Raw genomic sequence first — 13,065 nt, forward strand, 5'->3', positions numbered from 1 at the left:
CTATGCCATTAGAAAGACGCTTTAAACTGAACTCCGACGATACGCGGATCATTGATAAAGCCGGTTCGGTTATCAAAGTCGATTGCGCCGGTAACGCGGGTGGTGTTTGAGCAGTTGCGGCAGAAGAGCGCTGCGTCATACTGACCGCCATCCCAGGAGTAGCCTAAACGCATTCCTGTTTCCAACAATCCCTGGCTGGTAAATTCCTTCGAATCATAGAGGAAAAAACTGACTTCGCTGGTGTAGGCGATGTCAGAGTAGAAGTACATTTCAGAGCCATCGGCAAGGGGGTAGCCGTAGCGCAGCGTCGCATTACCGATCCATTCAGCCGCCTGTGGAAGGCTATTGCCATCGATCGAATAGAGGCCGCTGGCCAGTTGTGGGTCGGTAATGGTACACAGTTGCGAGCCATCGCTGTCTGTGCCACATCCGGCGACCGCAAGAGAATCGTCATCGATTTCGGTGTCATTGTAGCTGCCACCAACGGTGACTTTGAGGTTGTCGGTCAGCAGTGCTTCGAAATCGAATTCAGCCCCTTTACCAATGGTTTTGTCCGCATTGATCAGTGCGGTTTCGTTGGCCGTTCCACCTACGGCAGTCAGTTGCTGATCGCTGACTTCGTAGTAGTAGATATTGAAATTCAAGCGTGCCCGGTTGTCCCAAAAGTCAGTTTTAATCCCTGTCTCGTAAGAGATAATGGTTTCAGAATCGGCGACGGTAATTTCTTGATCGGTTGCAGACAGTGAGCCAAAACTCGGCGCCCGGAAGCCTGTGGCAACGCGGGCATAAAGCGCTGTGGCATCGGTCAGTGCATAGTGAGCGCTGGCGTCCCAGGTAACTTTGGACGCCGTCTCGCTCTGAGTATAGGTGATTGCCGCTGGATCCGAAGAGGCGACGGGTAATTCGAAGTCCTTGTCATCGTGGGTGTAGCGGATACCGGCGGAAACCTGCAAGCGATCCGAAACGTCATAGGTGGCGGAGCCAAAGACCGCCCAGGCGGTATTTTCCTGACGACTCTGCTGCCAGGTGGCAGGAGTGCCGCCCAGGGTGTCATAGGTAAAAGAATCGTCAGTCACATCTTCATAAAAATAGAAGACGCCCGCCTGCCAGTTCAACGCGCCAGCATAGTCAGATTCGATGCGCAATTCCTGGCTGATTTGCTCGTGATCGTCAAGTCCGCCCGCCGTTTCGACAGGGAAGGGAATGTAATCAGGACCCGAATAACCGGCGAACGCCGCCCCATATCCGCCGTCGATGTCGCCGCGGGTAAAATAGTGGGTGACACTTTCGTAACCGGTGATTGAATGAAGCGTGTACTGGTCTAGGTCCCAGGAAATTCGGGCATTACCGCCGACGCTGGTGTAAGACTGTGTGTTTTCCGCGTCCACGTACATTTGGTCTGGATCATAGTCGGCCGTCGTACTGTTGGTGCCTTTATCAATAAGGTTGGCACGGAAGAGACGGGCGGTTCCATTGTCAATGTTGCGGGCGTGGAGATTAAACAGCGCGGTCATACTGCCATCGGTGGGCTCGTAGAGAACCTGCAGACGGCCAGCGCTGTCATCGTAGCCCCCGAGGGCATCGCTTTCGCTGATGCTTTCGCCGGCGGGATTAATGTAGTCATTGTCGACCCAGTCGTCACGATGGTTATAAAGCAGGGAAAATCGTGCGGCCCATTCGTCGTTGATGGGCATATTAAAGGCGCCCTCGACATTGGATGTCATATAGGTGGCCAGTGATAGGTTTACATAACCTTCTGTGGAGCCAATAACAGGCTTCGCGGAGTTAAATTTAACCACGCCGGCCGGTGTGTTGCGGCCAAACAAGGTTCCCTGGGGGCCACGTAAGACTTCGATACCAGCCAAATCAAACGCAGGGAAGCCTTTAAGTGCAGGGTTTTCCAGAACGACGTCATCATAGACCAGAGACACTGGTTGAGATGCAAAGCTGGAAAAGTCGGTGTTGCCATAGCCGCGAATATAGAAGCGGGGGAAGGTGCGGCCGTTCGAAGATTCAATGTTCAGGCTGGGCGCTTTATTGGCCAGCATACGCACGTCGCCACCACCAACAGCGATGGCGTCCAGATATTCGCCACCAATCATCGTGATGGAAATGGGCACGTCCTGAATATTTGCCTCACGGCGTTCAGCGGTCACCACAATCGTCTCCAGAACAGGCTTGGCTGTACTTTCGGTCTGAGCCAGAGCTGACTGAATAGTCAGGCTGGATCCGGCGGCCGCGAGCGCCAGACAGCTTTTCTCGATGAGATTTGCGAGGGGATACTTCTTCACCATGGGACTCCTTAAGTTCAATCAGGCTCTGCCAGAGCAAGGCTTGTGCCGATATCCGGTAATTTACCCAATGTTTGCGGTAGGACGTTGGTTAATGCCGCTTGTAAGATGGACGTTGCCTACGATGCTTGCCCTATCGCGATGGAGTTATGCCCAATAGTTGACCATTTGGACAGATATGGTGTGTTGAGTGCCCCAATTTGGTGTTTTACGGCCATGAATCCACCGAGCCTCGCAAGTGGTATCGGTGCCGAGTCGGTTATGGTAGTGATTGATCTATGGGCGTACTTGGGGGAAGACGGTCCCGACTGAATCGGATTGCCGGAGGGAAAGCGGAGGACTGAAAAAAGCAGCCCACCGGAGGTGGGTCCGGGGGCTGTAAGTGGCTATCTGGTCTTTAGAACTGGTTCATGGTGTTGTCTTTTCCGGAGGCTTTAAGAGCCGCGTCGCCGGAGAAGTACTCTTTGTGATCGTCACCCATGTCGGAGCCAGCCATGGCCTGGTGCTTAACACACGCAATGCTTTGACGGATTTCCTGGCGCTGTACCTGAGCAACATAGCCCAGCATGCCTTCTTCGCCGAAGTAACGCTTAGCCAGGTTGTCGGTAGACAGAGCCGCAGTGTGGTAGGTCGGCAGAGTGATCAAGTGGTGGAAGATACCCGCTTCACGAGATGCATCTCTCTGGAAGTTCTGGATACGAACATCGGCTTCCTGAGCCAGCTCGGTAGAGTCGTATTCAGCGCTCATGAGATCGGCACGGCTGAATGCGCTCATGTCGCGACCTTCTTCACTCCAGGCATCGAAAACTTGCTGGCGGAAGTTCAGCGTCCAGTTGAATGAAGGTGAGTTGTTGTAAACCAGCTTGGCGTTTGGACACACTTCGCGAATACGATTAACCATGCTGGCAATCTGGCCAACGTGTGGCTTCTCAGTCTCGATCCACAGGAGGTCAGCGCCGTTCTGAAGTGACGTGATACAGTCCAGAACCACGCGATCTTCACCAGAGCCTTTCTTGAACTGGAACAGGCCGCTAGGCAGACGTGAAGGCTTGAGAAGCTTGCCATTGGCTTTAACAACGACGTCACCGTTTTCAATGTCAGCAGCGCTTTCAATGTAGGTGCCGTCGAGGAAAGAGTTGTACTTGTCGCCCAAATCGCCTGGCTCGTTGGTGACTGCGATTTGCTTGGTCAAGCCAGCACCCAGAGAATCGGTACGAGCAACGATAACACCATCGGGGATACCCAGCTCCAGGAAGGCGTAACGTACGGCGCGAATCTTAGCCAGGAAGACATCGTGAGGCACGGTCACTTTACCGTCTTGGTGACCACACTGCTTCTCATCGGAAACCTGGTTTTCGATTTGGATACAGCAAGCACCCGCTTCGATCATTTGCTTAGCCAACAAATAAGTGGCTTCTTCGTTACCGAAACCGGCATCGATGTCTGCAATAATGGGGACAACGTGCGTTTCGAAGTTATCGATTTTAGTTTCTATCTCTTGAGCTTGCGCCGCGTTGCCAGCTTCGTTAGCTGCGTCCAGTTGACGAAACAGATTGCCCAGTTCACGAGCATCGGCTTGACGCAGGAATGTATACAGTTCTTCGATCAATCCGGAAACAACGGTTTTCTCGTGCATGGACTGGTCAGGCAGAGGACCGAACTCTGAGCGCAATGCTGCAACCATCCAGCCAGACAGGTACAAGTAACGGCGATCGGTCGTGTTAAAATGTTTTTTGATCGAAATCATTTTTTGCTGACCGATAAATCCGTGCCAGCATCCGAGAGATTGAGTGTATTGCGCGCTGTCAGCGTCGTAACGCTCCATGTCCTTGCGCATGATACCTGCGGTGTATTTGGCGACGTCCAAACCTGTTTTGAAACGGTTTTGCACGAACATACGTGCAGCGTGTTCCGGGTTAATTGAAGACCAGGTTTCACCATTCGCGAGAATGGTTTTGGAGTTTTCGTCAATGAGTTCGCGATAAGTTTTCATAGTTTTGTATCTCTACTCAACTGGATTTATCAGGCCGCGTTCTATGTCGTGGCTGTTTATTGCTCGAGTTCCGAATGTTATTCATTCTTGCGTAGGATGCTTTTCCTTCGCAGGTATGAGGGTGCTTCCAATTTGCTTTTCTCGATCCCCGATGCGCAGACGCAGTGTACTTTTACTGACCAAAATAAAACTAATACTAAGTTTTTATTTTCATCATCAATTAGATGAATAGTGGTTTTAACGGTTTAAATATTCCATTAAAAACAGATGGTTATAGTTCTTTCGAGCGTCTTGTTCGTCTGCGTTTGACGCATTACCTTTATCCGGGTCTGCTCATGTTTGATCAAATTAGAGGGGTTTATGAAAAGATTGTTATTGCTGGTAATGTTTTTCGCCGAATAGGATATCTGCAAAAAAAGATGAAAAATCGAAGAAGCAAAAGCGAATCAATTGATCCCAATAAAAATCGACACTGCTGCAGGAATTTAAACGCTTTGTTTTTTTCTTGGGACATTCATCGACGAATGACCTTCGGTGATAGTACATTTTTCGGTTATTGGCGTATCGAGGTGAGCTAAGAATTTTATAAGCGTTAATTAAGCGCGGAACTATGACAGCGCTGGACACTGTTTATGAGATATAGAAGTAAGGTGGCTTTTGCAGGAAGGGCCTGTCGGCGTCATAAAATTATCGTCATTTTTAACAAGAAATGTTTGTGCCATATACACTGTCAAAAACTGTGTACGAAACGGGTAACTTCCTTCTTTAAGAGCATTGTTTTATTCGCTTAAATCATGAACTATCCGGCGCGAAGGTATTCTTAAAGGATCGGTTAATAACTTTTTATGATAGTGCCAGAGGGTACTATTTGATCCATGAATATTGAGAATAATCAGCGGGTGCTGTTCAGCGTCAAGCCCTGCTTCTAGAATGCGAGCTGTTAGTGGATTGTATGGACGTTTTTCGCGTCACATCCCATAACCCCAATAAAAGAGGCGAATAAAATGACCCAACGAATCGACCGTGCAGGACTGCAAGTTACTGCATCTTTAGCAGACCTTATTGAGCAAAAGATTCTGCCTGGAACAGAGGTCTCTGCTGAGACTTTCTGGCAGTCATTCGCCGATGTGGTGGAGGAATTTACGCCAATCAATCGTTCTCTTTTAAAGCGCCGCGATGATTTGCAGCTGCAAATTGATCAATGGCATCGCGAGCGGGTGGGGCAACCTCAAGACTCTGCAGCGTATAAAGCGTTTCTTCAAAAGATTGGCTACCTTCTGCCCGAGCCAGAAGATTTTACGGTTTCCACGACAAACGTCGACACGGAAATTGCTGAGCAGGCTGGCCCGCAATTAGTGGTTCCAGTTAAAAACGCACGCTTTGCCCTGAATGCCGCCAATGCCCGCTGGGGAAGCTTGTACGATGCTCTTTATGGTACAGACGCCATCTCTGAAGACGATGGCGCCGAGAAAGCCGGCGCCTATAATCCTGTGCGTGGATCTAAGGTTATTGCTGCGGCAAAGGCTCATTTGGATCAGGCGGCGCCATTGGTTCAGGGAAGTCACGCAGATGCCACCGGCTACCAGATAAATGCGGGTAAGTTGGACGTCAGCCTCAGTGACGGCTCTACCAGTCAACTGGCGAATCCTGCTGCGTTGAAAGGCTATCAGGGTGCTGCTGATGCACCTACAGCGATTCTTTTGGTAAACAACGGCCTGCACTTGGAAATTCAAATCGATGCGGAGCATCCGATTGGAAAAACCGATGCTGCCAACGTAAAAGATCTTTTGGTTGAAGCTGCTGTTACTACGATTATTGATTGTGAAGATTCCGTTGCTGCTGTCGACGCTGAGGACAAAGTTGAAGTCTACAGTAACTGGTTAGGACTTATGCAGGGTACGCTGGAAGACACCTTTGAAAAAGGTGGCAGAAAGGTAACCCGTGCACTTAACGCCGATCGCACTTATACCGCCATTGATGGTGGTGAAATAACGTTGCACGGTCGCAGTTTAATGTTGGTTCGTAACGTTGGCTTGCTGATGACCAATCCTGCGATTTTAGACAGCAATGGCGATGAAGTCTTCGAAGGCATTATGGATGCGATGGTCACCAGTCTGGCGGCGAAACACGATTTACTGGGCCGTGGTCGTCACAGTAATTCCCGCACCGGCAGCGTCTATATTGTAAAACCCAAGATGCACGGTCCCGCGGAAGTGGCTTTCAGTTGTGAGCTATTCAGCAAAGTCGAAAAAGCTCTGGGGATGACTGTTAATACCTTAAAAATCGGTATCATGGATGAGGAGCGCCGCACCACTGTGAACTTGAAAGCCTGCATTGGTGAGGCTCGTGAACGCGTGGTGTTTATCAATACCGGGTTCCTGGATCGTACCGGTGACGAAATCCATACCTCAATGCTGGCCGGCCCATTTGTACCAAAAACTGCAATGAAGCAGCAGGATTGGATTAACGCCTATGAGGATTGGAATGTCGATTGCGGCCTTGCGTGTGGACTTCCGGGGCATGCTCAAATTGGTAAAGGTATGTGGGCAATGCCCGATGAAATGGCGGCCATGTTGGAACAAAAAATAGGGCACCCGAAGGCCGGTGCTAATACTGCGTGGGTTCCTTCGCCGACTGCGGCTGCTTTGCACAGTATGCACTACCATCAAATTAATGTGATTGAGCGGCAGACCGAGTTGAAGGACAGGGCCCCAGCAAGTCTGGACAAGATTCTCACCATCCCTCTGTTGTCTGACGCAGCGAGCCTCAGCGCTGAACAAGTTCGCTTTGAATTGGATAACAACGCCCAAGGCATTCTTGGTTATGTGGTACGTTGGATTGATCAGGGAATCGGGTGTTCAAAAGTACCGGACATCAATAACGTTGGATTGATGGAAGACCGAGCGACTCTGCGAATTTCGTCTCAGCACCTCGCCAATTGGCTTGAGCATGGTATCTGTACTCAAGAGCAGGTTATGGAAGCCATGAAGCGCATGGCTGCCATTGTCGATGAGCAGAATGCTGGCGATTCGGAGTATGTACCAATGGCTAAAGACTCTGAATTGGCTCCTGCATTTGAGGGTGTTGCTTTTAAAGCTGCTTGTGATCTGGTCTTTAAAGGCAAAGAGCAGCCATCTGGTTATACGGAGCCTCTTTTGCACGCCTATCGCTTGCAGCGCAAAGCTCAAGGATAAAGTTTATTCGGATTTTCTGAGCCGCTGAGGGTTAACCTCGGCGGCTTTTTTTTGCCTAAAGAATTCTGAAACGACTTTTTCTCCCTTCGACCTTTATTTTAACGGTATTCCGAAAAGGGCTTTGGGGCTCGCCTAGACATGTAAAGCATGCTTGACGTTTCTGCGTGTCGATCATAGAGTGCATGTAAAGCGAGCTTGACATGGGAGGGTTGTATGCTGAATTCCAAAAAATACCTGGTTGAATTTGGTAGCTGTATGTTTCTTTACTCGGTGGCGGTGATAGGGAGTGTGTCATTTCTTATAAGAAACCCGGATGCTAGTGGCAAGGTCTGGATATCATTGATGCCGGTAGTACCTGCTAGTATGGCGGTGATAGCCGTGTTAAGGGGGTTGTCGCGATTGGATGAGTTGCAGCAGCAAATTCAGTTGCGCAGCTTTGCAACCAGTTTTGCCATTGTTGGCTTATCGACGTTTTCCTATGGTTTTTTGGAAAACGTAGGCTTCCCACACATACCTTATGTGTGGATCTTTCCCTTTATGATCACCGTGTGGGGTATTTGTACCCCGATTATTGCACGTCGTTTTCAATGAAAAATTGTCTTCGTGAATTACGCGTAGAGCAGGGTATTTCCCAGGTTGAACTGGGAAAAGTTCTCGAGGTTTCTCGACAAACGGTCATTTCTATTGAAAATGGCAAATACGATCCGAGTTTGCCGTTGGCATTTAAAATTGCACGGTATTTTAATCTGTCCATCGAAGAGATCTTTTCACCGGAGTGAATGTCTGGTGGCATTCTGCAGGTGTTGATTTTGCGTTAGTGTGTTGTTCTCCATGGGCGCCGTCTTCAAAAAGAGGTAAATGGTATGCATTGGAATATGTTATGGGTATAGAAATCGAACGAAAATTCTTGGTTGTTGGCGACGGTTGGAAGCGTGGTGTCGCATGCGAGTTTCGGCAGGGGTATTTGTCGACAGATCCCGCTCGAACGGTGAGGCTCCGGGTAGCTGGAGATCAAGCATTTCTTACAATTAAGGGCAAGACCGAGGGCGCTACCCGAGCAGAATTTGAATACAACGTTCCAGTCGCTGACGCGAACAACATGCTGGATGCTCTGTGCGAACGCCCGCTGATCAGTAAAGTTAGGTTTACGCTCGAATACTGTGGGTTAACGTGGGAAGTTGACGAGTTTCGAGAGGAAAACTCAGGCCTGGTTATCGCAGAAGTGGAGCTGACCAGTGAACAGCAAAAGATCAGTCTTCCAGACTGGATTGGCAAAGAGGTAACAGGCGATCCTCGCTATTACAATGCGAATCTCATTAAACATCCGTTTCGAGCCTGGTGATCCCCGGACTTATGATCGACGGCCGGGGAAACCATCGGGCGCTACAGTGCTGGCATAATGTCGCAATTACTTTTTAAGATTGCCTGGCAAGCTTTACGGTGAGCTTGCTGGGCCTGGCGCCAGGTAAAACTGCCGGTACCATGGTGTCGGCTACCATCGATAATTCGAGTAATAAAGCTGACTTGGTGCTTATCATTGTCGGCAGCCCAAGGATTGCCAGACCCTAAAAAATACGTTCGAACAAATACCGATTCTTCGTCGTCGTTCTTGGCGAAATGGTCTTCGAAGACAATTTGATTATGTGCGTCATACCAGTCTACGGTGTCTTCAAGGTGTACCGTATGTCGGCGTTCCGCTTGTGAGGATCCCGTTGCCTCTAGGCGGTTGTTTGTCGAGGTGATTGTGGTGGCACTGGTCTTTTCTGCACTGCCCATTGTTTTACTTCCCCCATAGAGTTAGCCATACATCTGCGAGCACAACATATGCTCGCGGCGGCGCTCTGGTCGGTATCTCTGCGGGGGATTGTTATTGTTGTTCCCGTTATTTTTATTGGCGTACGTATACCTGAACCTAAGGCACCGAAAGTCTGTCGCCAGCTCCCTACAATGGGAATTTGCTGGCGGGATAGTGACTTTTCGCTGGTCGTTAGTAGAGCGCACTTTGACAGTTTTGTGAAGGTGCAAACAAGCCTAATTTAAGAAAAAATCAAGGAAATAATGCACATTTTTTTCCTGAGTGGCGTTGAATGGTTTTATCGCATATTACGCTGATAACTTAACCGATTAAGTTGCGGGCTTTGTGGCTAGGTGCCGCGGCTTAACGGCAAACCGTTAGTTCAAACTTGTTACGAAGAAAGTTGATCGCTTGATCAGGTTTTGTATGGCTTTTCCGTGAATATGCGTCTCTAGGTTCGCGGTCTTAGCAGATCGTAAATCGGCGGCGCCAAATAAAATGTCTTGCCATTATCAAGGCAACTGGCCTAGACTCGTCGCCACTTGTCGGGGTGCCACATTGGCTGAGATTTTACCCGTAGAACCTGAACGGGCTAGGACCTGCGTAGGGAACAAGAAGAGTGCTACCGCTCTTGTCGGCTGTGTCTGTTGTTTTTAGCGACAGAAGGCTGTTCTCTGTATGTCAAATTTCCCTCCGATCAGTTCTACCCCCGACTTAGCCACCGTTGGGGGATACAATGAGCTCAGTTGCAACAGCACAACCAAAATCAAAACCACAATTAGATTCGACCACCCGTGAACCCTTAAGCGGATCCCGTAAAATCTATATTCCTGGTCATGAGCATGATGTTCGTGTTGCTATGCGGGAAATAGCCTTGTCGGACACATTAATCCGGGACTCAAAGGGCAGGGAGTCATTTCAGCCGAACGCGTCATTACGGGTATACGATACCTCTGGCCCTTACACAGATCCCGATGTTGGAATCGATGTCCAGCGAGGATTGCCGCAGATGCGTCAGTCTTGGATTGCCGCTCGCGACGACAGCGAAATTTTACCCGCGGTTAACTCTAAATATACTCTTGAACGCCGCGCGGATGCGTCACTGGATGCTCTGAGATTTCAGCTCAGTCGCGCGCCTCGTCGGGCGCGTTCGGGGCAGTGTGTTACCCAGATGCACTATGCGCGGCAAGGCATCATCACGGCGGAAATGGAGTATGTCGCCATTCGTGAAAACATGAATCTTGATAAGCTTCAGGGTGCTGGCAAATTGCACGCAGGCCATCCTTTGGGAGCTCAGATTCCTTCCGCCATAACGCCTGAATTTGTTCGCCAGGAAATTGCCGCAGGTCGAGCAATTATTCCTGCCAACATCAACCACCCAGAAATTGAACCGATGATTATCGGTCGTAATTTTCTCGTAAAGGTCAACGGTAATATCGGAAATTCCGCGCTGGGTTCATCAATTCACGATGAGGTTGAAAAGCTCATTTGGGCAATTCGCTGGGGATCAGACACCATAATGGATTTGTCCACCGGTAAAAATATCCATGAAACCCGGGAGTGGATCATCCGCAATTCTCCGGTGCCCGTTGGTACCGTCCCCATCTACCAAGCGTTGGAGAAAGTCGGTGGCGTTGCGGAGGATTTAACGTGGGATATCTTTCGGGATACGCTGATTGAGCAAGCCGAGCAGGGCGTGGATTATTTCACCATTCATGCCGGTGTTTTGTTGCGTTACATTCCTCTGACTGCCAACCGGGTTACGGGTATCGTCTCTCGAGGCGGTTCGATCATGGCCAAATGGTGTTTGGCTCATCATCGTGAAAATTTCCTATACACTCATTTTCGGGAAATCTGTCAGATTATGCGACAGTACGATGTCAGCTTTTCTCTCGGAGATGGATTGCGTCCCGGATCGATTGCCGATGCAAACGATCAAGCTCAGTTTGGAGAGTTAAAGACGCTGGGCGAATTGACTCGCATCGCCTGGGAATACGATGTGCAAACCATGGTTGAAGGTCCTGGCCATGTCCCACTGCACATGATTCGCGAAAATATGGATGAGCAGTTAACGCTTTGCGATGAGGCGCCGTTTTACACACTTGGCCCATTGACCACGGACATTGCTCCCGGCTACGACCATATTACATCGGCCATCGGTGCTGCGACCATTGGCTGGTATGGCACCGCGATGCTGTGTTATGTCACACCGAAAGAGCACTTGGGGCTACCCGACAAAGATGACGTCAAAACCGGCATCATCACTTATAAACTTGCCGCCCATGCGGCGGATTTAGCAAAGGGGCATCCGGCTGCGCAACTGCGGGATAATACCCTCAGTCGTGCTCGTTTTGAGTTTCGCTGGGAGGACCAGTTTAACCTTAGTCTTGACCCAGATACCGCTCGCTCTTTCCACGACCAAACATTACCCAAGCAGGCCGCCAAAGAAGCCCATTTTTGTTCTATGTGTGGTCCCAAATTTTGTTCTATGGAAATCAGTCGTGAAGTTCGCCAGCTCGCTGACCGTCAAGCCGAATCGGGTGGCAGCGACGAGCTACAAACTTTGACACTGGAGGATGTTAACGCAGGCATGGCCGATAAGGCTCAAGAGTTTCGCGGTCTTGCAGACACAGCCTCTAAGTCATGAAGCTCATCGTCGTAGGAGCAGGGCTCTGTGGCCGCTTGTTAGCCTGGCGCCTGGCGCTGGCTGGCTACACGGTGACGCTGGTGGACCGCGATGATGGGTGTGGCGGACAGTCTGCTGGCTATGTCGCTGCAGCTATGTTAGCGCCCTTAACTGAGGCCATCGGTTGTGGCAATGCATTGCTGGCACAGTCGGTGGTTGCCCGTGATCTGTGGCGTGATTGGATACCCGAACTGTCGCGGCAGACGGGTCAAGACATCGCATTTTATGAGTCGGGGAGCCTGTTGGTGGCGCACCGCCAAGATCGATCCTTGTTGCGCGATGCCGAGAGACGGTTGGCCTCGTTACCCCATAGCTGGCAAGGTCATGGGCGCATGATTGATCGTGACGGTTTGTACAGACTTGAAGCTGAACTTAAAGGGTTTGAGGCGGCTTTGTATTTTCCCTGCGAAGGTTGTATTGATAACCGTGCTCTCTACCTGGCCCTCGCTCAAGCCCTATCTGATCTCGCAGTGGATTGGTATCCAGGGTGCACTGTTGAATCGATTGAGGGGCGGCAGCTACTTGCCCAGTCTCAAGACACCCAGCTGTTGCTGGATGCGGACTTTATCTTCGACTGCCGTGGCGTCGGGGCTGCTGCCTGTGATGATCGATTGCGGGGGGTGCGGGGAGAAGTGTTGAGGGTCTTTGCACCGGAAGTTAATTTGTCCAGACCGGTTCGATTGATGCATCCTCGCTATACCCTCTATGTTGCGCCGCGACCAGATCACCACTATGTGATAGGGGCTACCGAAATCGAAAGTGATTCCATGGCTCCGGTAACGGTAAGGTCTTCCCTTGAGTTGCAATCGGCGTTGTACACCTTGCATTCCGGTTTTGCAGAGGCTCATGTTATTGAGGCGAGCGCTCATTGCCGTCCTGCCTATCCCGATAATTTACCTTGGATTCGTACCGCCATAGATCGGCTCTCTTTAAATGGGCTTTACCGCCATGGCTATTTGTTGGGGCCAGCATTGGTGGCCAAGAGCTTGTCGTTGTTTCAGCAGGGTTTTACGCCAGATCAATATCTGCCTTTGTGTCTTAAAGGTGAGTCATCATCAGCGGCAGTGCATTCCGAACTCATGCCGACTATTTAATGGGAGCTACTG

Annotated in this window: 10 protein-coding genes and 1 riboswitch; of the genes, 7 read left to right on the forward strand and 3 right to left on the reverse strand. The window is 50.2% G+C overall.

What is annotated here, in order from left to right; genetic code table 11:
- Nucleotides 1–8: 8 nt before the first annotated feature.
- Entirely contained in the window at nt 9–2,294 is a 2,286-nt protein-coding gene (locus ACXAFR_RS17880) for a TonB-dependent receptor (protein ID WP_475179161.1), read from the reverse strand.
- A 394-nt stretch (nt 2,295–2,688) separates the two neighbouring features.
- On the reverse strand, nt 2,689–4,284 hold the full coding sequence (locus tag ACXAFR_RS17885) for an isocitrate lyase (protein WP_475179163.1): 1,596 nt from the start codon (nt 4,282–4,284) through the stop codon (nt 2,689–2,691).
- A gap of 224 nt (nt 4,285–4,508) precedes the next feature.
- Between ACXAFR_RS17885 and ACXAFR_RS17890 the strand changes: the two genes are divergently transcribed.
- The 5 genes from ACXAFR_RS17890 (at nt 4,509) to ACXAFR_RS17910 (ending at nt 8,820) form a co-directional block, all read left to right on the forward strand.
- Nucleotides 4,509–4,862, forward strand: coding sequence for a hypothetical protein (locus tag ACXAFR_RS17890; RefSeq protein WP_475179165.1), 354 nt, complete (start codon nt 4,509–4,511; stop codon nt 4,860–4,862).
- A gap of 426 nt (nt 4,863–5,288) precedes the next feature.
- Entirely contained in the window at nt 5,289–7,478 is a 2,190-nt protein-coding gene (locus tag ACXAFR_RS17895; RefSeq protein ID WP_475179167.1) for a malate synthase G, read from the forward strand.
- 213 nt (nt 7,479–7,691) lie between these two features.
- On the forward strand, nt 7,692–8,069 hold the full coding sequence (locus tag ACXAFR_RS17900; protein ID WP_475179169.1) for a hypothetical protein: 378 nt from the start codon (nt 7,692–7,694) through the stop codon (nt 8,067–8,069).
- Nucleotides 8,066–8,257, forward strand: coding sequence for a helix-turn-helix transcriptional regulator (locus tag ACXAFR_RS17905; RefSeq protein WP_475179171.1), 192 nt, complete (start codon nt 8,066–8,068; stop codon nt 8,255–8,257). Before ACXAFR_RS17900 ends, ACXAFR_RS17905 begins: the two co-directional genes overlap by 4 nt.
- A 101-nt stretch (nt 8,258–8,358) precedes the next feature.
- Nucleotides 8,359–8,820: a CYTH domain-containing protein gene (locus ACXAFR_RS17910; RefSeq protein ID WP_475179173.1), complete on the forward strand. Its 462-nt coding sequence runs from the start codon at nt 8,359–8,361 to the stop codon at nt 8,818–8,820.
- A 41-nt stretch (nt 8,821–8,861) separates the two neighbouring features.
- Here the strand turns inward: ACXAFR_RS17910 and ACXAFR_RS17915 are convergent, their stop codons facing one another.
- On the reverse strand, nt 8,862–9,254 hold the full coding sequence (locus ACXAFR_RS17915; RefSeq protein ID WP_475179175.1) for a hypothetical protein: 393 nt from the start codon (nt 9,252–9,254) through the stop codon (nt 8,862–8,864).
- Between the two features lie 555 nt (nt 9,255–9,809).
- Nucleotides 9,810–9,900, forward strand: a riboswitch (TPP riboswitch).
- A 109-nt stretch (nt 9,901–10,009) separates the two neighbouring features.
- On the opposite strand from ACXAFR_RS17915, the gene thiC reads away from it, so the two are divergent.
- Both thiC and ACXAFR_RS17925 read left to right on the forward strand, forming a co-directional pair.
- On the forward strand, nt 10,010–11,920 hold the full coding sequence (gene thiC / locus ACXAFR_RS17920) for a phosphomethylpyrimidine synthase ThiC (RefSeq protein ID WP_475179177.1): 1,911 nt from the start codon (nt 10,010–10,012) through the stop codon (nt 11,918–11,920).
- A complete protein-coding gene (locus tag ACXAFR_RS17925) occupies nt 11,917–13,053 on the forward strand; it encodes an FAD-dependent oxidoreductase (RefSeq protein WP_475179179.1) in 1,137 nt (378 codons plus the stop codon). Before thiC ends, ACXAFR_RS17925 begins: the two co-directional genes overlap by 4 nt.
- The last annotated feature ends 12 nt before the right edge of the window (nt 13,054–13,065 follow it).

The sequence above is a fragment of the Pseudomaricurvus sp. ABR4_320 genome, from assembly GCF_056159445.1.